The 20,452-nt window shown below is 74.9% G+C and carries 26 protein-coding genes; 10 read left to right on the forward strand and 16 right to left on the reverse strand.

Features of this window, described 5'->3' with window-relative positions:
* Window positions 1-34 precede the first annotated feature (34 nt).
* Genes FB458_RS02065 through FB458_RS02080 form a run of 4 tightly spaced genes read left to right on the forward strand, consistent with a single transcriptional unit; the run spans window position 35 to window position 3,596 of the window.
* Window positions 35-544, forward strand: coding sequence for a hypothetical protein (locus tag FB458_RS02065; RefSeq protein ID WP_141846329.1), 510 nt, complete (start codon window positions 35-37; stop codon window positions 542-544).
* 30 nt (window positions 545-574) lie between these two features.
* A complete protein-coding gene (locus FB458_RS02070; RefSeq protein WP_141846331.1) occupies window positions 575-1,864 on the forward strand; it encodes a magnesium transporter MgtE N-terminal domain-containing protein in 1,290 nt (429 codons plus the stop codon).
* The gene (locus FB458_RS02075) at window positions 1,857-2,432 is read left to right on the forward strand and encodes a DUF1003 domain-containing protein (protein WP_246061022.1); all 576 of its coding nucleotides are present in this window, start codon (window positions 1,857-1,859) and stop codon (window positions 2,430-2,432) included. Before FB458_RS02070 ends, FB458_RS02075 begins: the two co-directional genes overlap by 8 nt.
* A gap of 21 nt (window positions 2,433-2,453) precedes the next feature.
* The gene (locus FB458_RS02080; RefSeq protein ID WP_141846333.1) at window positions 2,454-3,596 is read left to right on the forward strand and encodes an Mrp/NBP35 family ATP-binding protein; all 1,143 of its coding nucleotides are present in this window, start codon (window positions 2,454-2,456) and stop codon (window positions 3,594-3,596) included.
* A 1-nt stretch (window position 3,597) separates the two neighbouring features.
* Here the strand turns inward: FB458_RS02080 and FB458_RS02085 are convergent, their stop codons facing one another.
* The 3 genes from FB458_RS02085 to sigE all read right to left on the reverse strand — a co-directional run bounded on the left by FB458_RS02085 (window position 3,598) and on the right by sigE (window position 5,395).
* Window positions 3,598-3,969 carry a twin-arginine translocase TatA/TatE family subunit gene (locus FB458_RS02085; RefSeq protein ID WP_141850274.1) on the reverse strand — a complete coding sequence of 124 codons (372 nt, stop codon included), beginning with the start codon at window positions 3,967-3,969 and terminating at the stop codon, window positions 3,598-3,600.
* A 25-nt stretch (window positions 3,970-3,994) separates the two neighbouring features.
* Window positions 3,995-4,630 carry an anti-sigma factor family protein gene (locus tag FB458_RS02090; protein WP_141846335.1) on the reverse strand — a complete coding sequence of 212 codons (636 nt, stop codon included), beginning with the start codon at window positions 4,628-4,630 and terminating at the stop codon, window positions 3,995-3,997.
* 117 nt (window positions 4,631-4,747) lie between these two features.
* Window positions 4,748-5,395: an RNA polymerase sigma factor SigE gene (gene sigE, locus FB458_RS02095; protein WP_141846337.1), complete on the reverse strand. Its 648-nt coding sequence runs from the start codon at window positions 5,393-5,395 to the stop codon at window positions 4,748-4,750.
* 194 nt (window positions 5,396-5,589) lie between these two features.
* On the opposite strand from sigE, the gene FB458_RS02100 reads away from it, so the two are divergent.
* Entirely contained in the window at window positions 5,590-6,225 is a 636-nt protein-coding gene (locus FB458_RS02100) for an O-methyltransferase (protein ID WP_141846339.1), read from the forward strand.
* A gap of 56 nt (window positions 6,226-6,281) precedes the next feature.
* Window positions 6,282-6,863: a class I SAM-dependent methyltransferase gene (locus FB458_RS02105; RefSeq protein WP_141846340.1), complete on the forward strand. Its 582-nt coding sequence runs from the start codon at window positions 6,282-6,284 to the stop codon at window positions 6,861-6,863.
* A gap of 84 nt (window positions 6,864-6,947) precedes the next feature.
* On the opposite strand, the gene FB458_RS02110 is transcribed toward FB458_RS02105, so the two are convergent.
* On the reverse strand, window positions 6,948-7,121 hold the full coding sequence (locus FB458_RS02110) for a DUF3117 domain-containing protein (RefSeq protein ID WP_141846342.1): 174 nt from the start codon (window positions 7,119-7,121) through the stop codon (window positions 6,948-6,950).
* Between the two features lie 121 nt (window positions 7,122-7,242).
* On the opposite strand from FB458_RS02110, the gene FB458_RS02115 reads away from it, so the two are divergent.
* Entirely contained in the window at window positions 7,243-8,040 is a 798-nt protein-coding gene (locus FB458_RS02115) for an enoyl-CoA hydratase-related protein (protein ID WP_211355903.1), read from the forward strand.
* Here the strand turns inward: FB458_RS02115 and FB458_RS02120 are convergent.
* The 6 genes from FB458_RS02120 to dapE form a co-directional block, all read right to left on the reverse strand.
* Window positions 8,028-9,236 (reverse strand): glycosyltransferase family 39 protein, encoded by a 1,209-nt coding sequence (locus tag FB458_RS02120; protein WP_141846346.1) that lies wholly within the window; start codon window positions 9,234-9,236, stop codon window positions 8,028-8,030. The genes FB458_RS02115 and FB458_RS02120 overlap by 13 nt on opposite strands.
* Window positions 9,233-9,814 carry a DNA-3-methyladenine glycosylase I gene (locus FB458_RS02125; RefSeq protein ID WP_141846348.1) on the reverse strand — a complete coding sequence of 194 codons (582 nt, stop codon included), beginning with the start codon at window positions 9,812-9,814 and terminating at the stop codon, window positions 9,233-9,235. Before FB458_RS02125 ends, FB458_RS02120 begins: the two co-directional genes overlap by 4 nt.
* The gene (locus FB458_RS02130; protein WP_170185543.1) at window positions 9,814-10,281 is read right to left on the reverse strand and encodes an SRPBCC family protein; all 468 of its coding nucleotides are present in this window, start codon (window positions 10,279-10,281) and stop codon (window positions 9,814-9,816) included. The genes FB458_RS02125 and FB458_RS02130 overlap by 1 nt, the downstream gene beginning before the upstream one ends.
* A gap of 2 nt (window positions 10,282-10,283) precedes the next feature.
* Window positions 10,284-10,589, reverse strand: a complete 306-nt coding sequence (locus tag FB458_RS02135; protein ID WP_141846352.1) for a DivIVA domain-containing protein — start codon at window positions 10,587-10,589, stop codon at window positions 10,284-10,286.
* Window positions 10,586-11,299, reverse strand: coding sequence for an LOG family protein (locus FB458_RS02140; protein ID WP_211356133.1), 714 nt, complete (start codon window positions 11,297-11,299; stop codon window positions 10,586-10,588). Before FB458_RS02140 ends, FB458_RS02135 begins: the two co-directional genes overlap by 4 nt.
* 62 nt (window positions 11,300-11,361) lie before the next feature.
* Window positions 11,362-12,474: a succinyl-diaminopimelate desuccinylase gene (dapE, locus tag FB458_RS02145; RefSeq protein ID WP_141846354.1), complete on the reverse strand. Its 1,113-nt coding sequence runs from the start codon at window positions 12,472-12,474 to the stop codon at window positions 11,362-11,364.
* 27 nt (window positions 12,475-12,501) lie between these two features.
* On the opposite strand from dapE, the gene dapD reads away from it, so the two are divergent.
* Together dapD and FB458_RS02155 are read left to right on the forward strand one after the other, a co-directional pair.
* Window positions 12,502-13,449 carry a 2,3,4,5-tetrahydropyridine-2,6-dicarboxylate N-succinyltransferase gene (gene dapD / locus FB458_RS02150; RefSeq protein WP_141846356.1) on the forward strand — a complete coding sequence of 316 codons (948 nt, stop codon included), beginning with the start codon at window positions 12,502-12,504 and terminating at the stop codon, window positions 13,447-13,449.
* Entirely contained in the window at window positions 13,436-14,302 is an 867-nt protein-coding gene (locus FB458_RS02155; RefSeq protein WP_170185544.1) for a hypothetical protein, read from the forward strand. Before dapD ends, FB458_RS02155 begins: the two co-directional genes overlap by 14 nt.
* Window positions 14,303-14,321: 19 nt before the next feature.
* On the opposite strand, the gene FB458_RS02160 is transcribed toward FB458_RS02155, so the two are convergent.
* From FB458_RS02160 to fdxA, 3 genes are all read right to left on the reverse strand, one after another.
* The gene (locus FB458_RS02160; protein ID WP_141846358.1) at window positions 14,322-15,617 is read right to left on the reverse strand and encodes a citrate synthase; all 1,296 of its coding nucleotides are present in this window, start codon (window positions 15,615-15,617) and stop codon (window positions 14,322-14,324) included.
* A gap of 87 nt (window positions 15,618-15,704) precedes the next feature.
* Window positions 15,705-16,814, reverse strand: a complete 1,110-nt coding sequence (gene dapC / locus FB458_RS02165) for a succinyldiaminopimelate transaminase (RefSeq protein WP_141846360.1) — start codon at window positions 16,812-16,814, stop codon at window positions 15,705-15,707.
* Window positions 16,811-17,137, reverse strand: a complete 327-nt coding sequence (fdxA, locus tag FB458_RS02170) for a ferredoxin (RefSeq protein ID WP_141846362.1) — start codon at window positions 17,135-17,137, stop codon at window positions 16,811-16,813. Before fdxA ends, dapC begins: the two co-directional genes overlap by 4 nt.
* Window positions 17,138-17,157: 20 nt before the next feature.
* Here fdxA and FB458_RS02175 point away from each other — a divergent pair, with 20 nt between their 5' ends.
* Complete coding sequence (locus tag FB458_RS02175; protein ID WP_141846364.1) at window positions 17,158-17,994, forward strand: GNAT family N-acetyltransferase; 837 nt, start codon at window positions 17,158-17,160, stop codon at window positions 17,992-17,994.
* Here the strand turns inward: FB458_RS02175 and FB458_RS02180 are convergent.
* Genes FB458_RS02180 through FB458_RS02190 form a run of 3 tightly spaced genes read right to left on the reverse strand, consistent with a single transcriptional unit; the run spans window position 17,982 to window position 20,423 of the window.
* Complete coding sequence (locus FB458_RS02180) at window positions 17,982-18,473, reverse strand: flavin reductase family protein (protein WP_246061023.1); 492 nt, start codon at window positions 18,471-18,473, stop codon at window positions 17,982-17,984. The two genes, FB458_RS02175 and FB458_RS02180, sit on opposite strands and share 13 nt — an antisense overlap.
* Entirely contained in the window at window positions 18,470-19,399 is a 930-nt protein-coding gene (mshB, locus tag FB458_RS02185) for an N-acetyl-1-D-myo-inositol-2-amino-2-deoxy-alpha-D-glucopyranoside deacetylase (protein WP_141846366.1), read from the reverse strand. Before mshB ends, FB458_RS02180 begins: the two co-directional genes overlap by 4 nt.
* A gap of 7 nt (window positions 19,400-19,406) precedes the next feature.
* A complete protein-coding gene (locus tag FB458_RS02190; protein ID WP_141846368.1) occupies window positions 19,407-20,423 on the reverse strand; it encodes an ABC transporter ATP-binding protein in 1,017 nt (338 codons plus the stop codon).
* Between the last annotated feature and the right edge of the window lie 29 nt (window positions 20,424-20,452).

Here is a 20,452-nt window from a genome sequence, read left to right on the forward strand (position 1 = left end):
CACCCCTGGCGCGGACCCTGGCTAGTCTCGTGCCATGGCCGACGACCCCACGGACGACCCCCTGCTCGGGGCGGCGATGACCCGCTCCGGGGTGCTGTGGGTCGACGTCCCGGGCGACCGGGCCCGGCCGGCCTGGTTCGCCTGGTCCGAGGGGACGGCGTACGTCGTCAACGGTCCCGGCGAGCAGTACCTGCCGTGGCTCCCCGAGTTCGTCGACCTCGTCCTGCGCAGCCAGGACACCGGGGGCCGGCTGCTGCGGGTCCGCGCCCGCACCCGCGTCCTCGACCCCCGGGGCGTCGAGTGGGGCCCCGCCGTGGAGGCGCTCGTCGCCGAGCGGCTCAACGCCACCGGCGACGTCCGCGAGCGCTGGCGGCGCGAGTGCGCGGTCACCGCGCTCACCCCCGTCGGGGAGCTCCTCGAGCGCCCCGGCACGTACGACGACGCCTCGGGCGCCACGCCGCCCGCCCCCACCCGCGCGACGACGACGACCTGGCGCCCGCGCCACCTGGGCGGACGCCCGGCCCGTCGGCGCGGGACCCGGTGAGCGCCCAGGGCCGGCCGATAGCCTGACCGGGTGCCGCCCACCACCCGCGTCTTCGTCGCGCGCCTCGCCGAGCTGAGCGTCTTCGACCCGCTCGGTGAACCGGTGGGCCGCGTGCGCGACGTGGTCGTCACCTTCAGCGCCTCCCGGCGCGAGCCGCGGGTCATCGGCCTCGTCGTCGAGGTCATCGGCCGGCGCCGCGTCTTCGTGCCGATGACCCGGGTGACGTCGGTCGAGGGCGGGCAGGTCATCACGACCGGCCTGGTCAACATGCGCCGCTTCGAGCAGCGCAGCAACGAGAGCCTCGTGCTCGCCGAGCTCGTCGAGCGCCGGGTCACCGTGACGCTCCCCGACAGCCAGCCGCCCGAGGTCTTCGAGGCCACCGTCGAGGACGTCGCCCTCGAGCGCCGTCAGCGCGGCGACTGGGTCATCGCCAAGGTCTTCTGCCGCAAGGTCGACGCGGCGCCCGCCCGCGGGCTGCGCCTGACCCGCCGGCGCGGGGAGACCTTCGTGGTGGACGTCGCCCAGGTCACCGGACTGCAGCTGCGCGGCGCCGACCAGGGGGCGGCCCGGCTGCTGGAGAACTACGAGGACCTGCGCACCGCCGACCTCGCCGAGGTCATCCACGAGCTCGACCCGCAGCGCCGCGCCGAGGTCGCGGCCGCCCTCGACGACGACAAGCTCGCCGACATCCTCGAGGAGCTCCCCGAGGACGACCAGGTCGAGATCCTCGCCGGCCTCGACACCGAGCGGGCCGCCGACGTCCTCGAGGCGATGGAGCCCGACGACGCCGCCGACCTGCTCGCCGAGCTGTCCGAGGACCAGCAGGAGCAGCTGCTGCGGCTCATGGAGCCCGACGAGGCCGCGCCGCTGCGCCGGCTGCTCACCTACGACGAGAAGACCGCCGGCGGTCTCATGACGACCGAGCCGGTCGTCCTCGGCCCGGAGGCGACGATCGCCGAGGCCCTCGCCGTGGTCCGGCGTGAGGAGATCATCCCCGCGCTGGCCTCGACCGTCTTCGTCTGCCGCCCACCGCTGGAGACCCCGACGGGCCGGTTCATCGGTCTGGTCCACCTGCAGCGGCTGCTGCGCGAGCCCCCGCACGGGTCGGTCGGCGCCGTCGTCGACCGGACCATCGAGCCGCTGCCCGCGTCCGCCCCGCTCGAGGCGGTGACCCGGATGCTCGCGACGTACAACCTCGTCGCCCTGCCCGTCGTCGACGACGAGGGGCACCTGCTCGGCGCGGTGACCGTCGACGACGTGCTCGACCACATCCTCCCCGAGGACTGGCGCGAGGACCGGCACGAGGTGACCCGTGGCTGAGCGTCCCCCGCTGCGGCGCCGCGACGACCGCGGGCCGCGGCTGGACCAGCCGCGCGAGAAGAGCCGGCGCTTCGTCCCCTCGGGCGGCTTCGTCCCCGGCATGAACCAGGAGACCTTCGGGCGCTGGTCGGAGGACTTCGCCCGGTTCATGGGGACCGCGCAGTTCCTCATGGCCATGACGGTGTTCGTCCTGGTGTGGATCCTCGTCAACATCCTCGGCCCGGAGCGCTACCACTTCGACGCCTACCCGTTCATCTTCCTCACGCTCATGCTCAGCCTCCAGGCGTCGTACGCCGCGCCGCTCATCCTCCTCGCGCAGAACCGCCAGGCCGACCGGGACCGCGTCGCCCTCGAGCAGGACCGGGCCCGCGACGAGCGCAACCTCGCCGACACCGAGTTCCTCACCCGCGAGGTCGCGGCGCTGCGGATCGCGCTGCGGGACGCCGCCACCCGCGACTTCGTCCGCTCCGAGCTGCGCAACCTCCTCGAGGAGCTCGAGGAGCGCAGCCTGCTCGCGCCGCCCGCCCGCGCCGAGCGGGGCGAGAAGGGCGCGTCCGGGTCGCCGTAGGCCAGCACCTATCCTGGACACATGTCCACGCAGGCCCTCCCCACCCACGACGCGCTGCTGTCGGCGCTCGCCACGGTCGACGACCCCGAGATCCGCAAGCCGATCACCGAGCTGGGGATGGTCAAGTCGGTCGAGGTCGACGAGGCCGGCCGGGTCGCCCTCGCGATCTTCCTCACCGTCGCGGGCTGCCCGATGAAGGACACGCTCACCACGGAGACGACCGCCGCCCTCATGCGGGTCGAGGGCGTCAGCTCCGTCTCGGTCACGCTGGACGTCATGAGCGAGGAGCAGCGCGCGACGCTGCGCCAGCACCTGCGCGGTGGCCAGGCCGAGCGCGAGATCCCCTTCGCCAAGGCCGGCTCGCTCACCCGGGTGTACGCCGTCGCGTCCGGCAAGGGCGGGGTCGGCAAGTCCTCCGTCACGGTCAACCTCGCCGCCTCGCTCGCCGAGCAGGGCCTGCGGGTCGGGGTCCTCGACGCGGACGTCTACGGCTTCTCCGTGCCGCGGATGATGGGGGTCGAGCACGCCCCCACCCAGGTCGACGACATGATCCTGCCGCCGGTCTCGCACGACGTGAAGGTCATCTCGATCGGCATGTTCGTCCCCGGCAACCAGCCGGTCGTCTGGCGCGGGCCGATGCTGCACCGCGCCCTGCAGCAGTTCCTCGCCGACGTCTTCTGGGGCGACCTCGACGTCCTCCTGCTCGACCTGCCGCCCGGCACCGGCGACATCGCCATCTCCGTGGCCCAGCTGGTGCCCAACGCCGAGATCCTCGTCGTCACCACGCCGCAGCAGGCCGCGGCGGAGGTGGCCGAGCGCGCCGGGGCCATCGCCCTCCAGACGCACCAGCGCATCGTCGGTGTCGTCGAGAACATGTCGTGGCTCGAGCTGCCCGACGGCACCCGCCACGAGCTCTTCGGGGCCGGCGGCGGCCGCGCCGTCGCCGAGTCGCTCACCCGCGCGGTCGGGTCCGACGTCCCGCTGCTCGGTCAGGTGCCGCTCGACACGCAGCTGCGCGAGGGCGGCGACTCGGGCACGCCGGTCGTCCTCGCCCACCCGGACTCCGCCGCCGCCGTCGCGCTGCGCGGCGTCGCGCGCGGGCTGGCCACCCGGGCCCGCGGCCTGGCCGGCCGCTCCCTCGGGCTCTCGCCCGCGGGTCGCTGACTCAGGTCGCCTCGGCGTCCCAGGGGACGGGCTTGCTCGGGTCGAAGACCTGGGCCGGCGCGACCGCGGCCATCGTCGCGGTCACCGGCTTGTCATCGTCCTGCGGGTCGCCGCTCTCGAACGGCTCGAGCAGGGCCTCGCGCACGATCCGCCGCGGGTCGTAGCGCCGCGGGTCGTACTGCGCCCAGTCGATGTCGTCGAACTCCGGCCCCATCTGCTCACGCAGCGACTCGCGCGCGCCGCTGGCCATCCCGCGGGCCTGCTGCACGAAGCGCGCCAGCTTCGCGGCGTACTCCGGCAGGCGCTCCGGCCCGAGGACGACGATGCCGACGACGAGGAGGATGAGGAACTCGTAGCCGTTGACGTCGAAGATGCCCATGGTGGTGGTGGCGACCCTCTCAGCGGCCGGTGCGGTCGGACGACGTCGGCAGCCGGACGGCCGTGCTCGACGCCGCAGGCACGGGCGCGCGCAGCGCCGCGGGGACGGCGGTCGCGCCCGGCGTGACGACGACCCGGGCCGATGACGTGACCGGCGACGTGACCGGTGACGTGACCGGTGACGTGGCCTGCGAGGTCAGCTGCGCGGCCCCGCCGGGCAGGCTGAGCGATGCGCTGCCCGCCCGCGCGCCCGACGGGCGCAACGGCGAGGCCGGGACCGCGCCCGGGCCGGCGGCGGCCAGGCCGATGGCCGCGACGGCGGACGCGGTCGCCGCGAACCCCGCGAGGGCGGCGGCGCGCCGCGGGGAGCGGTGCAGCGGAGGTGCGGCCGGGGCCACGGTGGGGACGAGGGCGCGCACGGCGGGCGGGGCCGACGGCACCGGCGGGTGCGCGGCCAGCGACAGCAGCGACGCCTGCAGGCTCGTCGGGACGCCCGGGGCGGCGTGGCGCAGGGAGGCGAGCAACCGACGCTCCTGGTCCGCCGTGTGCCGGCAGACCTGGCACGCGACGAGGTGGCGGTCGAAGGCCAGCAGCGTCGCCGGGTCGAGGGAACGGTCGACGTAGGCGCTCACCTGCAGGCCGAGGTGCTGAGCCATGCCGCCTTCCTCCGTGCTCTCGCGTGCTGTCGTCAGGGTGTCGGGACGCCGTGGACGGGCGCCGACCCTCCCAACGCGCGGGCGGCGGCGCAGGTGCCCGACCCCGACCCTATCCGGTCAGCGCACGACGGGCGTGAGGGTCGGCACGACCCCGCGCACCCCGGCCGACGGCGCGGCGGTCGTGGCCGCCGCGGCCTCGCGGGCGGCGGGCGAGCGGTGCGCCAGCGCCTCGCGCAGCAGCGCCCGGCCGCGGTGGATCCGCGAGCGCACGGTGCCGAGCTTGATGTCGAGCGTCGCGGCGATCTCCTCGTACGACAGCCCCTCGATGTCGCACAGGACGACCGCGGCGCGGAAGTCCGGCGGCAGCGCGTCGAGCGCCCGCTGGACGTCGTCGTCGAAGTGGGTGTCGGAGTACCGCTGCTCCGGACCGGGGTCGCGGCTGGCCATCCGGGCCGCCGCGTCGTCGGGCAGCGCGTCGAAGCGGATCCGCTGCTTGCGGCGCATCCGGTCGAGGAACACGTTGGTCGTGATCCGGTGCAGCCAGCCCTCGAAGGTGCCGGGCGTGTAGGAGTGCAGCGAGCGGAAGACCCGGATGAAGACGTCGTGGGTGAGGTCCTCGGCGTCGTACGGGTTGCCGGTGAGCCGGTACGCCAGGCGGTAGACCCGCGGCGAGTGCTGGGTGACGATCTCCTCCCACGAGGGCGGCGTCCACTCCCCGGCCGCCGGGGGGGCCGTGGTCGCGGAGGTCGGGATCGGGTCGGTCACAGCGGGCCTCTCACCGTCGTCGGCCACGGCGCTCTACCGTGGCGGTGCGCCCATGCTCGTCGCGGAGGGCACGAGACCACTGTGCCCGACCTGTGCCCCCGCTATCCATCGGGGTCGACCCTGAGGGACCCCCCAGCATGGCCCCGGGTGCCTCGGGGGACCGCCGGTGCGGGCCCGCTCGGTAGGGTCGGTCCATGAGCTCACAGAAGCCGGCCAGCCGGGCCTACGCCGAGGACTTCGCCGTCGAGGACGAGGTGCTCGCCTCCGCGCGCCGGCGCGGCGAGGAGCTCGGCTGCACCCCGGTGTCGGCCGCCGTGGGCGCCACGCTGCGCGCCCTCACCGCGGCCACCGCGGCCCGGGCCGTCGTCGAGATCGGCACCGGCGCGGGCGTGTCCGGCCTCTGGCTGCTCGGCGGGATGCCGTCCGACGGCGTGCTGACGACGATCGACGTCGACGCCGAGCACCAGCGCGCGGCGCGGGAGGCTTACGGCGCCGCCGGGTTCCCCCACCAGCGCACCCGCGTCATCCAGGGCCGCGCCCTCGACGTCCTCGACCGGATGACCGACGGCGCCTACGACCTCGCCCTCGTCGACGGGGAGAAGTCGGAGTACCCGGAGTACGTCACCCAGGCGACCCGGCTGCTGCGCGCCGGCGGGGTCCTCGTCGTCGACAACATGCTGTGGCACGACAAGGTCGCCGACCCGGCCGCCCGCGACGACGTCACCCGCACCCTGCGCGACCTCGGCAAGCAGCTGCGCGACGACGCCGCCTTCACCACCACGCTGCTCCCGGTCGGCGACGGCCTGCTCGTCGCCGTCAAGCGGGGCTGACGCCCGTGGCGCACCTCCGCGCCTCGCACCGCCGGCCGACCCGGTGGGAGACGGAGATGACCGGCGAGGCGTGGGAGCGCTACGTCGCCCGCTTCGACGCCGCGGCCGACGCCGGTGACGACCTCGAGGGCGAGGCGCGGTTCGTCGACGCGCTCGCACCCCGTCGCGCTCGCGTCCTCGACGGCGGGGCGGGCACGGGCCGGGTGGCGGCGGCGCTGACCCGGATGGGCCACCGGGCCCTCGGGGTCGACCGCGACGCCGGGCTGGTCGCGCACGCGCGCCGGCGCTACCCCGGGGTGCCCTACCTCGCCGCCGACCTGCTCGACCTCGACCCGGTCGTGCTCGCGGACGAGGGCTTCGGTGACCCGTTCGACGTCGTCGCGCTGCCCGGCAACGTCCTCGTCTTCGTCGCCCCCGGCACCGAGCGCGACGTCCTCGCGGTCGCGCACGGCCTGCTCGCCCCGGGCGGCCGGCTCGTCGCCGGTTTCGCCACCGACCGCCCGTACGACGTCGCCGCGCTCGACGCCGACCTCGTCGCCACCGGCTTCGTCCGCGAGCACCGGTTCGCCACCTGGCACCTCGACCCCTGGCACAACGACGCCGACTGGCAGGTCACCGTCGCGCGCCGACCCGTCTGAGAGGCGACGAGCCGGCCCGGGACGCGACGACGCCCCCGGCCGGTGGCCGGGGGCGTCGTACGGGTGGAGCGGTGGAGCGGGACGTCAGCCGACGCCCTCGCAGCCGGCGATGGCGTCGCGCAGCGCGGCCGCCTCGCCCGGGGTCATCTCGACGACGAGGCGACCGCCGCCCTCGAGCGGCATGCGCAGGACGATCCCCCGGCCCTCCTTGGTGACCTCGAGAGGGCCGTCTCCGGTCCTGGGCTTCATCGCCGCCATGGGCTCCCCTTCCGTCATGGGCTCCGGCGGGGGCGACGTCGGACCGTCACCACCTGACCCGCCAGGGCAGGAGACCATTATCACGCAGCGGAGCGCACGGACGGAAATCGCCTGCGGCACGATGGGTCCCGTGACCGACACCCCGCTGCGCACCGAGCACGCCGACGGCGTGACGACGCTGACCCTCGCCCGGCCCGACGCGATGAACGCCTTCGACCACGCGCTGAAGACCGCCCTGCTGGCGGAGCTCACCGCGGCGGCGGAGGACCCGGCCGTGCGCTGCGTCGTCCTCACCGGGGAGGGCCGCGCCTTCGGGGTCGGGCAGGACCTCAAGGAGCACGTCGCCGAGCTGCGCTCGGGGCAGCGGCTGGGCGACACCGTCCTGCAGCACTACAACCCCATCACCACGCTGCTGGCGACGATGGACAAGCCGGTCGTCGCCGCGCTCAACGGCGTCGCCGCCGGGGCGGCCGCGTCGTTCGCCCTCGCCGCCGACCTGCGCTACGCCGCCGACACCGCCGGCCTCAACACCGCGTTCGCCGCGATCGGGCTCTCCTGCGACAGCGGCGCCTCGTGGTACCTGCCGCGGCTGCTCGGCACCGCGAAGGCCAAGGAGCTGCTGCTGCTCCCCCGGACGCTGAGCGCGGGCGAGTGCCTCGAGCTCGGGCTCGTCACCGAGGTCGTCCCCGCCGCCGACCTGGCCGCCCGGGTGCACGAGGTCGCCGCGCGGCTGGCCGCCGGCCCGACCTTGGCCTACGGCTCGATCCGCCGCGCCGTCGCCTACAGCGCGGCGCACCCGCTCGCCGACTCGCTGGCCCACGAGGCCCGGCTGATGGACCTCACCGGGCGCAGCGCGGACCACGAGCGGGCCGTCGAGGCGTTCCTGGCCAAGGAGAAGCCGGTCTTCTACGGCGGGTAGTCGGTCGGCGGGACGAAGCGCCACAGCACGTCGACCCAGTACCACTGGGCGACGACCCCGGCGACGACGAGCACGACGGCCCGCGCCCACGTCCAGCCCCGGTGTCGGCGCGGGCCGGCCACGCCGAGCAGCACCGCGCAGAGCGGGAAGAGCGGGATGAGGTAGCGGAAGACCGACGTGAACGGGTCGAGGACGACGAACAGGTAGCCCGGGTAGGCGAGCGACCACGCCCGCAGCTGCGGGCCGAGCCGGGTCGCCCACGGCCCGAGGGTCATGACGAGGACGAGGACGACGAGGACGGTGAGCCACACCGGGCCCCACGTCTCCCCCGCGACGTACCGCGAGATGTCCAACCACGGCCGCAGAGGGACGATCTCGTGGCCGGACCGCCAGGACCCCATGGTCTGCTCGTAGGCGTCACGGCGGCCGGTGACCCACCAGGCCAGCGCCGGCCACAGGAAGCCGGCCACCCCGCACGCGACCAGCGCGCCCAGCCCGCCGAGCGCCTCCGACCGGGTGACCGGGTCGCGGTCCCGCCGCCGCCAGCGCACCCACAGGGCCACGAGCACGACGACGCCGAGCGGCACCGCGATGGGCCGGGTCAGCCCCAGCAGGACCGCGAGCAGCGCCGCCCACCACCAGCGCTCGCGGCTGAGGGCGAGCAGGACGAGCGCGAGCAGCGCCATCGCCGCCGACTCGGTGTAGGCCACCTGCAGCGTCGCCGTGGCCGGGCCGCAGGCCCACACCGCGACGGTGAGCAGCGCCGCGAGCGGCCCCAGCCGCTCGCGCAGGAGCACGGCCAGGGCCGCCGCCGCCACCACCCCGAGCACGGTCGCGACCACCGCCCCCGCGACGGCGAAGGAGGCGCCGCTGAGCTCCATGGCGAAGCGCGCCAGCAGCGGGAAGAGGGGGTAGAAAGCCCAGGCGTTCTGCTGGACCACCCCGAGCCCGTCGGTCGGCAGCACCCGGGGGTAGCCCTGCTCGGCGATCTGCTGGTACCACTGTCCGTCCCACTGGGTGGTGAAGGACCAGTAGCCGACGTGGGCGGGGACGGGGTCGCCGTTCCAGCCGGTCGGCACCTGCCGCTCGGCGACGACGGACAGCACGACCGCGGTGACCAGCCGGCAGGCCAGGTAGACCAGGACCACCAGCGGGACGAAGCGCCCGAGCCGCGACGCGGTCGTCGTCCGGCTCACGCGACCGCCCGGTGGCACCCGGCGAGGTGGTCGTCGACCAGCCCGCAGGCCTGCATGGCGGCGTACGCCGTCGTCGGGCCGACGAAGACGAGACCGTGCGCCTTGAGGGCCCGCGCGAGGGCGACCGACCCGGGGGTCGTGGCCGGGACGTCGGCCCACCGCTGCGGGCGGGCGTGGTCGACCGGCGCGAAGGACCAGAGGAGGGCGTCGAGGCCTCCTTCGTCGCGCAGGCGGACCACGGCGGCGGCGTTGGCGATCGCCGCGTCGACCTTGCGCGCGTTGCGCACGATGCCGGCGTCCGCCATCAGCCGCTCGCGGTCCGCCGGTCCGAAGGCGGCGACCACCTCCGGGTCGAAGCCGGCGAACGCGGCCCGGAAGGCGGGCCGCTTGCGCAGGATGGTCAGCCAGGACAGCCCGGACTGGAACGCCTCGAGGGTGAGCCGCTCGTAGAGCGCGGCCTCCCCGTGCACCGGCCGGCCCCACTCGTCGTCGTGGTAGGCGACGTAGTCCGGTGCCGACAGCGCCCAGGCGCACCGTGGCACGCCGTCGGCGCCGAGGGCGACGCCGTCGTCCTCCATCAGGCCGGCCGCCCCGCCTGCGCGGCCTCGGCGGCCATGGCGTCGACGGCCCGCCCGAACAGCCGCTCGGTCAGCGGGTCGGCGACCGCGGCGAGCAGGCGGCCGACCGCCACCGGCCGCGGGACGATCTCCTCGGTCCAGGTCAGCTGGGTGCGGGTGCCGGCGTCGCGCGGCTCGAGGACCACGTCGGCCCAGCCGGCGAGGACGTAGCCGGTCTTGCGCACCGAGAAGGTCGCCCGGGAGACGCCGTCGGCCGGCGGCTCCCAGACGGTGACGAGCATGCTGTCGAGGAAGCCGACCGGGCCGAGACCGGTGAACCCGCCGAACTGCCAGCCGACCCGGGGCTCCCCCGGGTCGGTGCGCATCCGGGTCAGCGGGATCCACCGCCCGTACCCGGCGAAGTCGGTGACGGTCGCCCACACCCGGTCCACGGGGGCGTCGACGGTACGGCGCACGACGGCGGCCACGCTCAGTCCTCCTCGGTGGTGGGGTCGGGCCGGGCCTCGGCGCGCAGGCGACCCACCTCGTCCTGCAGGTCCTCGACCTCGCGGCGCAGCCGGTCCAGCACCCGGTCGACCTGGGCCATGCGGTACCCCCGCAACCCGGTGTCGAAGCGCAGGTCCTCGAGGTCACGGGCCCGCAGCGGCCCGTCGGGCAGCGGCTCGTGGGCCAGCGTCGAGGTGGGCTCGGCCAGCGACCCGTCGACCCGGCCGAGCACCGCGGCGGTGGTCAGCACGACGAGGACGACGACGAGCGCCGCGACGAACCAGGTCACGCGCCGATGCTCCCACGCCCCGCTGTGGGGTCCTCGGAGCGGCTGGCGACGACGACGGCCACCGCCTCCGCGGGGTCGTCCGTCAGCTGCACCCGCTCGAGGTCCGCCGGTGAGATCGTCCCGCGCTCGAGCGCGGTCGACCCGAGCCAGTCCAGCAGCCCCGACCAGTAGTCGACGCCGAGCAGGACGACGGGGAACGAGGTGATCTTGCGCGTCTGGGCGAGGGTGAGCGCCTCGAACAGCTCGTCGAGGGTGCCGAACCCGCCGGGCAGGACGATGTAGCCCTGCGCGTACTTGACGAACATCGTCTTGCGGGCGAAGAAGTAGCGGAAGTTGACCCCGAGCTCGACGTACCGGTTGAGGCCCGACTCGAAGGGCAGCTCGATGCCGAGGCCCACCGAGCGGCCGCCCGCGCGCTGGGCACCGAGGTTGGCCGCCTCCATGGCGCCCGGCCCACCGCCGGTGATGACGGCGAAGCCGGCCTCGGCCAGCAGCCGGCCCACCTCCACCCCCATCCCGTACGCCGGGTCGTCGGGCCTCGTGCGGGCGGAGCCGAAGACGCTGACGGCCGGGCCCAGCTCGGCCAGCGCGCCGAAGCCCTCGACGAACTCGGCCTGGATGCGCAGCACCCGCCACGGGTCGGTGTGCAGCCAGTCGGCCTCCTGGTCGCTGTCGAGCAGCCGCTGGTCGGTCGTCGTCGGCGGGACCATGTGGCCCCGGCGCAGCACCGGGCCCGTCCGGCGCTCGTCGTGCGGGTCCTGCTCGTGGTCGCTCACGCCAGCCACCGCCGCAGGGCCGCCTCGGCGTCGACGTACTGGTGCACCGGGCAGTGCTCGTCGTCGGTGTGGGCGAGGTTGGGGTCGCCGGGGCCGAAGTTGACCGCGGGGACGTCGAGCGCGCTGAACCGGGCCACGTCGGTCCACCCCTCCTTGGGGCCGACCGGGACCCCGAGGGCCTCGACGAAGGCCTGCGCGGCGGGCCGGTCGAGACCGGGCCGGGCGCCGGGGGCGTTGTCGCGTACCGTGACCGCGAACCCGTCGAAGACCTCGACGACGTGCGCGGCGGCCTGCTCCGGGCTCTTGTCCGGCGCGTAGCGGTAGTTGACCGTCACGGTGCAGCGGTCCGGGATGACGTTGCCGGCGATGCCGCCGGTGATCCCGACCGCCTGCAGCGCCTCGTGGTAGTCGAGGCCGTCGACGTGGACGGTGCGGGCGTCGTACGCGACGAGCCGGCCGAGGACGGCCGCGGCGCCGTGGATGGCGTTGTCCCCGTTCCACGGTCGCGCCGAGTGGGCGGCGACGCCCGGCACCTCGACGTCGACGCGCAGCGTCCCCTTGCAGCCGCCCTCGACGGCGCCGTCGGTGGGCTCGAGCAGGACGGCGAAGTCGGCGGCCAGCACGGCCGGGTCGTCGGCGGCGAGGTGGGCCAGGCCGTTGAACTCGCCGTCGACCTCCTCGGCCTCGTAGAGGACGTAGGTGACGTCGCGGTTGGGCTCGACGAGGTCGTGGGCGAGGCGCAGCTGGACGGCGACGCCGCCCTTCATGTCGACGCTGCCGCGCCCGACGAGCACCTCGTGCGCCCCCTCCCCGCGCCGGGTCGTCGGCAGGTTGGGCGGGTCGGTGAGCGGCACGGTGTCGAGGTGGCCGGCGAGCAGCACCCGCTCGGCGCGCCCGAGGTCCGTGCGCGCGACGACGGTGTTGCCGTGCCGGGTCACCGTGAGGTGCGTGAGCGGCCGCAGGGCCGCCTCGACGGCGTCCGCGAGCGGTCCCTCCTCGTGGCTGACCGAGGCGAGGTCGCAGACCGCGGCCGTGAGGGTGACGACGTCGGCCGTGAGGTCGAGGGTGGCCGGGGGGCTCGACGCGCTCGGCGCGGTCGGGGAGGGCATGCGGGAAGGCTATATAGGCTGGTCCGCATGAGCGAGGCCACCGACCCGACCCGCCGCGCGTGGGGCTACGGCCTCGCCACCGTCACCGGGGACGGCACCGTCCTCGACGTGTGGTTCCCCGAGCCGCGCCTCGGCGACGAGGTCGACACGGCGCGCCCGGTGCCCGCCGAGCTGCGCGCCCTCGAGACCGTCGACGCCGACCGGGGCGTCGAGGTCCGCGCAGTGCTCGTCGTCGCCGACCTCGACCAGCCCCCGGCCGGCGCGGCCGACGGCTACCTGCGCCTGCACCTGCTCTCGCACCGGCTCGTCCGGCCCAACACGCTCAACCTCGACGGCCTCTTCGGTGTCCTCGCCAACGTCGTGTGGACCAGCCACGGCCCCTGCTCCCCCGACGGCTTCGAGGCGACCCGGACCCGGCTGCGGCGGCGCGGCCCCGTCCAGGTGTTCGGCGTCGACAAGTTCCCGCGGATGACCGACTACGTGCTGCCCTCGGGCGTGCGCATCGCCGACGCGGACCGGGTCCGGCTCGGCGCCCACCTCGCCGAGGGCACGACGGTCATGCACGAGGGCTTCGTCAACTTCAACGCCGGCACGCTCGGCACCTCGATGGTCGAGGGCCGCATCGTCCAGGGCGTCGTCGTCGGCGACGGCTCCGACATCGGCGGCGGCTCCTCGATCATGGGCACGCTCTCGGGCGGCGGCACCCAGCGGGTGAGCATCGGCGAGCGCTGCCTGCTCGGGGCGCAGGCCGGTCTCGGCATCGCCCTCGGCGACGACTGCGTCGTCGAGGCGGGCCTCTACCTCACGGCGGGCACGAAGGTCACGCTGCCGGACGGCACCGTCGTCAAGGCGCTCGAGCTGTCCGGGCGCAGCAACCTGCTCTTCCTGCGCAACTCGGTGACGGGGGCCGTCGAGGCCCGGGACCGCTCGGGTCACGGCATCACGCTCAACGCCGCGCTGCATGCCAACACCTGAGCGGCGCCGCAGCCCGTGGCGGTGGGTCGGCCGCGGCGTCCTCGCCGCGGTCGTCGTCGCGCTCGTCGTGGGCGGCTGGACGGCGTACCGGGCCGCGCAGCGCGCGCTGTTCAGCCCCACCTGCCGGGCCACCGCCTCCGGGACGTCGTTCACCTTCACCCCGGAGCAGTCGGCCAACGCCGCGCTCATCTCGGCGGTGGCGGTGCGGCGCGGGCTGCCGCCGCGGGCGGCCACCATCGCCCTCGCCACCGCGCTGCAGGAGAGCAAGCTGCGCAACCTCACGTACGGCGACCGCGACTCGCTCGGGCTGTTCCAGCAGCGTCCCAGCCAGGGCTGGGGCACGGCCGAGCAGATCCTCGACCCCGTGCACGCCACCAACGCGTTCTACGACGCCCTGGTCAAGGTCCCCGGGTGGAGCACCGGTGACGTCACGAAGGTCGCGCAGGCGGTGCAGCGCAGCGGCTACCCGGAGGCGTACGCCGACCACGAGGGGCAGGGCCGGGTGCTCGCCAGCACCCTCACCGGGCAGTCCCCCGCGGGGTTCGGCTGCCGGCTCGCCGACGTCGCCCGCAGCGGGGACCTCGGCGCGGTGACCGCCGGGCTCGACGCCCAGTTCGGCTCCGGGGTCGGCGCCGGGGCCCAGCGGTCCGGCTCGACGCTGACCCTGACGGCCGGCGACGGCGCGCGCGCCTGGGCGATGGCGCAGTGGGCCGTCGCCAACGCCGACGGCTACGGCCTGACGGCCGTCGAGGTGGCCGGGCAGCGCTGGGCGCGCGGCACCGGCGACGACGCGCTCGCGTGGAGCGCGGGCGGGGCGGCCGGGGCGACGACCGTCGTGCTGCGCACGACCTGAGTCCGCCCCGGCCGGGAGCTCAGCGGGAGCCGATCTCCTGGTAGTCGCGCTCGGTGGCGCCGACGTAGACCTGGCGCGGGCGACCGATCTTGGTCTCCGGGTCCTCCATCATCTCGCGCCACTGCGCGATCCAGCCCGGCGCGCGGCCGAGGGCGAAGAGGACGGTGAACATCTTGGTCGGGAAGCCCATGGCCTTGTAGATGAGGCCGGTGTAGAAGTCGACGTTCGGGTAGAGCTTGCGCTCGATGAAGTAGTCGTCGTTGAGCGCGATCTCCTCGAGCCCCTTGGCGATGTCGAGCATCTCGTCGTCGCCGCCGAGCTTGGCGATGATCTCGTCGGCCGTCTTCTTGATGATCGCCGCGCGCGGGTCGTAGTTCTTGTAGACCCGGTGGCCGAAGCCCATGAGGCGGACGCCGTCCTCCTTGTTCTTCACCTTGTCCATGAACGTCTTGACGTCGTAGTCGGCGTTCTGGATGCGGCCGAGCATCTCCAGCACGGCCTGGTTGGCGCCGCCGTGCAGCGGGCCGGACAGGGCGTGGATGCCGGAGGAGACCGAGGCGTAGAGGTTCGCCTGCGAGGAGCCGACGAGGCGCACGGTCGAGGTCGAGCAGTTCTGCTCGTGGTCGGCGTGCAGGATGAGCAGCAGGTCGAGCGCCTTGACGATCGTCGGGTCGAGCTCGTAGGGCTCGGCCGGGAAGCCGAACGACATCCGCAGGAAGTTCTCGGTGAGGCTCAGCGAGTTGTCCGGGTAGAGGAACGGCTGGCCCACGCTCTTCTTGTGCGCGTAGGCGGCGATCGTCGGCAGCTTGGCCAGCAGGCGGACCGTGGAGAGGTCGATCTGCTCCTGGTCGTGGATGTCGAGGCTGTCCTGGTAGAAGGTCGACAGCGCGGACACCGCGGAGGACAGGACGGGCATCGGGTGCGCGTCGCGCGGGAAGCCGTTGAAGAAGGCCTTGAGGTCCTCGTGCAGCATCGTGTGGCGGCGGATGCGGTCCTCGAAGGCGGCCAGCTCGGTGGCCGTCGGGAGCTCGCCGTAGATGAGCAGGTAGGACACCTCGAGGTACGACGACTTCTCGGCCAGCTGCTCGATCGGGTAGCCCCGGTAGCGCAGGATGCCGGCGTCGCCGTCGATGTAGGTGATCGCGCTCTTGCACGACGCGGTGTTGACGAAGCCGGCGTCGTAGGTGACCATCCCGGTCTCCTTGAGCAGCGAGGAGACCCCCAGCGCGTCGCTCCCGTCGGTCGCGGCCACCCGGGGCAGCGTGAGGTTCTTGTCGGCCAGGCTCAGGCTGGCCTCGGAGGTCTGCGTCGTCATGCTGCCGACGCTACCCCAGCGGACCGGGCCCCCGGGGCGCGGGCCGCTCACCGTGCGAAGAGGGTCACAGCCCGGGTCGTCGGCGGGTCAGAGCCGGTCGGCCGCCGCGGCGATCCGCTCGTCGGTGGCGGTCAGCGCCACCCGGACGTGCCGCTCCCCCGCCGCACCGTAGAAGCTGCCGGGGGCCACGAGGATCCCGCGGTCGGCGAGCCGCGCGACGCTGTCCAGCGCCGGCTCGTCGCGGGTCGACCACAGGTAGAGCCCGGCGCCGGTCGCCGCGACCTCGAAACCGGCCCGCTCGAGCGCCGGGCGCAGGACGGCCCGCCTCGCGGCGTACCGCTCGCGCTGCGCCACGACGTGGGCGTCGTCGTCGAGGGCGGCGACGGTCGCGGCCTGCACCGGGCCGGGGACGATCATCCCGGCGTGCTTGCGGACCTCGAGCAGCCGCGCCACGAGGGCCGGGTCGCCGGCGACGAACGACGCGCGGTAGCCCGCGAGGTTGCTCTGCTTGGAGAGCGAGTAGACCGCGAGCAGGCCGCGGTGGTCGCCGCCGCAGACCCGCGGGTCGAGGATGCTCGGCGCCGGTCCGGGGGCGTGCGGGCCGTCGAAGACGAGCTCGGCGTAGCACTCGTCGGAGGCGACGACGACGTCGTGGCGGCGGGCCCAGGCGACGACCTTGGCCAGGTGCTCGACCCCGAGCACGGCGCCGGTCGGGTTGCCGGGGCTGTTGAGCCACAACAGCTTCGGCGCCGTCGCGGTGGTGAGCGGGCCGAGCGCGGTGAGGCCGTCGACGACGACCGGGTCCGCGCCCGCGAGGCGCGCACCGACGTCGTACGTCGGGTAGGCGACGGCCGGGATGCCGACCCGGTCACCGGGTCCGAGCCCCAGCAGCGTCGGCAGCCAGGCGACGAGCTCCTTGGAGCCGACGGTGGGCAGGACGCCGGCGGGGTCGAGTCCGGTCACGCCGCGGCGGCGGGCGAACCAGCGCACCACGGCCTCGCGCAGCGCCGGGGTGCCCGCGGTCAGCGGGTAGCCCGGCGAGTCGGCGGCGGCGGCGAGCGCGGCCTGCACGACCACGGGCGTCGGGTCGACCGGGGTGCCGACCGACAGGTCGACGATCCCGCCCTCGTGCTGCTGCGCCGTGCGCTTGTACGGCGCCAGCGAGTCCCAGGGGAAGTCGGGCAGCGACCTCGTCACTCGTCGTGCGACTGCGGGGGCAGCGCGGAGACCAGCGGGTGGTCCTTGGCGATGACGCCGAGCTTGGCCGCGCCGCCGGGGCTGCCGAGGTCGTCGAAGAACTCGACGTTGGCCTTGTAGTAGTCGGCCCACTCCTCGGGGACGTCGTCCTCGTAGTAGATCGCCTCGACGGGGCACACCGGCTCGCAGGCGCCGCAGTCGACGCACTCGTCCGGGTGGATGTAGAGCGAGCGCTCACCCTCGTAGATGCAGTCGACGGGGCACTCCTCGATGCAGGCCTTGTCCTTGAGGTCCACGCAGGGGAGGGCGATGACGTAGGTCATGGGCCCTAGTATGCCGACCGATGTCCCCCGACGAGGCCCCACCCCGCCCAGTGCCCGCCCGACCCTCCCCGATCGGGGTCGGCGAGCTCGAGCGGGTGATGGCCCGGGGCTGGCCCGCGGTCGAGACCGACGGCCTCGGCGACTGGGTCCTGCGGGCCTCGTCCGGCTTCACCGGCCGCGGCAACTCCCTGCTCCCGTACGGCGACCCGACCCTGCCCCTGCCGCTGGCGGTCGACCACGCGACCCGCTGGTACGCGCAGCGCGGGCTGCCGCTGCGGGTGCACGTCGACCTGCCGCGCGGGCTCGGCGGCACCCCGTCGCTCACCGAGGCCGTGGCCGCCGTCCCGGTCGGCGCCGAGCTGCTGTCCCGGGGGCACGTGGCCCACCAGCCGACGCTGACGATGGTCGGGGCGAGCGCCGACGTCCCGCCGCCCCCGGACCCGCCCGCCGCTCCCCCGGTGACCGTCGACGCCCGGCTGACGACGGACTGGCTGCAGGCGTACGCGCGGCAGCGCGACCTCGTCCCCGGCGTGACCGAGCAGGTCCTCACCGGGTCGGCCGGGCAGCTCTTCGCGTCCGCGGGTGACCCGCGCCGCCCGGTCGCCGTCGCGCGGATGTCGGTCGAGCCCGGCTGGGCCGGCGTGCACGCGATGTGGGTCGACCCCGAGCACCGGCGGACCGGCGTCGGGTCGGCGGTCCTCGGCGCGCTGGCGCTCCTGGCCCGCGAGCACGGGATGCCCGGGATGGTCCTCCAGGTCGAGGCCGGCAACGTGGCCGCGCGGGCGCTCTACGAGCGGCTCGGCTTCACCGTCCACCACACCTACGCGTACGTCGACGCGCCCGCTCAGGACAGGTGACCGAACCGGCCGCGGTAGAAGGTCAGCGCGTCGCCGGTGTGGTCGGGCAGCCCGACGTGCAGCACCTCGGCGAGCAGCACGGTGTGGTCGCCGGCGGGCACGACCTGCTGCGTGCGGCACTCGAGGGTGGCCAGGGCGCCGGACAGCAGCGCCACCCCGGTCACCGGTCCGCGCTCGACGTCGACCCGGGCCAGCTGGTCGTGCAGCGGCCGGCCGCGGGTGGCGAGCCACTGCGCGGTGGCCCGGTCCTGCTCGCCGAGGATGCTCACGCCCCACACGCCGGCGGCGAGCACGGCGTCGTGCCAGCGCGCCTCCTGCTCGACGCACAGCAGCACGAGCATCGGGTCGAGCGAGACGGAGACGACGGCGTTGGCGGTCATCGCGTGGTCGAGGCCGCCGGCGAGGGTCGTCACGACGGTGACGCCGGTGACGAAGCGGCCCATGGCCTGACGGAGCTCGTCGCTCGTGGGGCCGGTCACCCCGTCAGTCTGCCCCAGCGGTGTCCCTCGCTCCGGGCGGGGTCGAGCGGCCACGGCGCCCACGTGGCGGGGTCGACCCGGGCGAAGCCCTCGCGGCCCGGCAGCCGGGCGGCGACGTCGTTGCTGAGGGCGTAGAACGGCACCACCGGCCCGTCCCCCGGGAGCGTCTGGAGGACGGTCAGCTGGGTGACGTGCTCGCGCAGCGCGGCGGCCTGCCGCGCCACCGCGGTGGGGTCGACCACCTCGTGGGTCACCATGGCGTCGTCGACCACCCCGACGGGGTACGGCGCCGCGTCGTCCAGCAGCTGCAGGGTCCGCCCGGGCGGCTCGCCGTGCCGCCCGGGGTGCACCCGCTCGCGCAGCCACGCCCGGTCCTCCTGCGCCCACGAGCGCGGGGTGCGGATCTCGAAGACGCGGGACGGCCGGTCCCGGGCCGGGAGCCCGAGGACGGCGGTGCGGGTGGCCTCGTGGGTGCGGACGTGGTCGGGGTGGCCGTAGCCACCGCCGGCGTCGTACGTGACGAGGACGTCGGGGCGCAGGCGCGCCACCACCCTCGCGACGGCGGTGGCCGCCTCGCGCAGCGGGGCGGCGGCGAAGGCCTGCGGGTGGTCCGCGGCGGAGGTGCCGGCCATGCCGCTGTCGCGCCACCGCGACGTCGCCCCGCGGTCGTCCTCGCCGAGCACGTGCGAGGTCACCCCGAGGACCGCGAGGGCCCGCGCCAGCTCGCCGCGGCGGTAGGGGCCGAGCGGGTCACCCGGCGCGCCCTGCAGGTGGGCGAGGTGGCGCGGGACGACCTCGCCCTCCTCCCCCAGCGTGCAGGTGAGCACGTGCACCTCGTCGCCACGGGCGACGTGGTGGGCCATCGTCACCCCGCAGGTGAGGGTCTCGTCGTCGGGGTGGGCGTGGACGAGCAGCAGCCGGGACACGGGGGGCTCAGATGACCTGGCGCACCTCGGGGAAGTGGCACGCGACCCGGTGGCCGGGCGCGACCTCCACCGGCAGCGGCACCTCCGCGGCGCACTTGTCCTGCGCCTTGGGGCAGCGGGTGCGGAAGACGCAGCCGCTGGGCGGGTTCTGCGGCGAGGGCAGGTCGCCCTTGAGCAGGATCCGCTCGCGCTGCGCCCCGGCGTCCGGGTCGGGCAGCGGCACGGCCGACATCAGCGCGTGCGTGTAGGGGTGCTGCGGGGCGCCGTACAGGGTGTCGCGCGGGGCCTCCTCCATGATCTTGCCGAGGTACATGACGACGACGCGGTCGGAGATGTGCCGCACGACCGACAGGTCGTGGGCGATGAAGACGTAGGCGATCCCCCGCTCCTCCTGGATGTCCTCGAGGAGGTTGATGACCTGGGCCTGGATCGAGACGTCGAGCGCGGAGACCGGCTCGTCGCAGACGACGAGCTGCGGCTCGAGGGCGATGGCCCGGGCCACGCCGATGCGCTGCCGCTGGCCGCCGGAGAACTCGTGCGGGTAGCGGTTGTAGTGCTCGGGGTTGAGGCCCACGCGGGACATCAGCTCCTGCACCGTCCGGCGCACGCCCTTCTCGGGCTTGATGCCCTGGATGGTGAACGGGGCCGCGATGATCGAGCCGACGGTGTGCCGCGGGTTCAGCGAGCCGTAGGGGTCCTGGAAGACCATCTGCATCTTCCGGCGCAGCAGCCGCAGCTCGTTGCCGCCGACCGAGGTGACGTCCTGGCCCTCGAACTCGATCCGGCCGCCGGTCGGGTCGAGCAGGCGCAGCATGGTGCGGCCGGCCGTGGACTTGCCGCAGCCGGACTCGCCGACGAGGCCGACGGTCTCGCCGGCGCGCAGCTCGAGCGAGATGCCGTCGACGGCCTTGACCGGTGCGTCGGGGCGGCGCACGAGGGTCTGCTTGTACTGCGGGAAGTGCTTCTGCAGGTCGGTGAGCCGCAGCAGCGGCGTGCTGTCCTGCGTGCTGAGATCGGTGCTCATAACGGTGGTGCGGGTCCTTCCGTCGGGCC

It is taken from the genome of Lapillicoccus jejuensis, from assembly GCF_006715055.1.
GTDB lineage: Bacteria > Actinomycetota > Actinomycetes > Actinomycetales > Dermatophilaceae > Lapillicoccus > Lapillicoccus jejuensis.

What these genes read in the sequence shown, in the direction of transcription:
- FB458_RS02125 (WP_141846348.1), bottom strand. Translation starts at nt 9,814, where the DNA reads ATGGAGGACGACGGCGTCGCCCTCGGCGCCGACGGCGTGCCACGGTGC.
- FB458_RS02065 (WP_141846329.1), top strand. Translation starts at nt 35, where the DNA reads ATGGCCGACGACCCCACGGACGACCCCCTGCTCGGGGCGGCGATGACC.
- FB458_RS02105 (WP_141846340.1), top strand. Translation starts at nt 6,282, where the DNA reads ATGACCGGCGAGGCGTGGGAGCGCTACGTCGCCCGCTTCGACGCCGCG.
- FB458_RS02155 (WP_170185544.1), top strand. Translation starts at nt 13,436, where the DNA reads ATGCCAACACCTGAGCGGCGCCGCAGCCCGTGGCGGTGGGTCGGCCGC.
- FB458_RS02140 (WP_211356133.1), bottom strand. Translation starts at nt 11,299, where the DNA reads ATGGTCCCGCCGACGACGACCGACCAGCGGCTGCTCGACAGCGACCAG.
- FB458_RS02160 (WP_141846358.1), bottom strand. Translation starts at nt 15,617, where the DNA reads ATGACGACGCAGACCTCCGAGGCCAGCCTGAGCCTGGCCGACAAGAAC.
- FB458_RS02080 (WP_141846333.1), top strand. Translation starts at nt 2,454, where the DNA reads ATGTCCACGCAGGCCCTCCCCACCCACGACGCGCTGCTGTCGGCGCTC.
- FB458_RS02190 (WP_141846368.1), bottom strand. Translation starts at nt 20,423, where the DNA reads ATGAGCACCGATCTCAGCACGCAGGACAGCACGCCGCTGCTGCGGCTC.
- FB458_RS02090 (WP_141846335.1), bottom strand. Translation starts at nt 4,630, where the DNA reads ATGGCTCAGCACCTCGGCCTGCAGGTGAGCGCCTACGTCGACCGTTCC.
- dapD (WP_141846356.1), top strand. Translation starts at nt 12,502, where the DNA reads ATGAGCGAGGCCACCGACCCGACCCGCCGCGCGTGGGGCTACGGCCTC.
- FB458_RS02110 (WP_141846342.1), bottom strand. Translation starts at nt 7,121, where the DNA reads ATGGCGGCGATGAAGCCCAGGACCGGAGACGGCCCTCTCGAGGTCACC.
- fdxA (WP_141846362.1), bottom strand. Translation starts at nt 17,137, where the DNA reads ATGACCTACGTCATCGCCCTCCCCTGCGTGGACCTCAAGGACAAGGCC.
- dapE (WP_141846354.1), bottom strand. Translation starts at nt 12,474, where the DNA reads ATGCCCTCCCCGACCGCGCCGAGCGCGTCGAGCCCCCCGGCCACCCTC.
- FB458_RS02100 (WP_141846339.1), top strand. Translation starts at nt 5,590, where the DNA reads ATGAGCTCACAGAAGCCGGCCAGCCGGGCCTACGCCGAGGACTTCGCC.
- FB458_RS02175 (WP_141846364.1), top strand. Translation starts at nt 17,158, where the DNA reads ATGTCCCCCGACGAGGCCCCACCCCGCCCAGTGCCCGCCCGACCCTCC.
- FB458_RS02115 (WP_211355903.1), top strand. Translation starts at nt 7,243, where the DNA reads ATGGGTCCCGTGACCGACACCCCGCTGCGCACCGAGCACGCCGACGGC.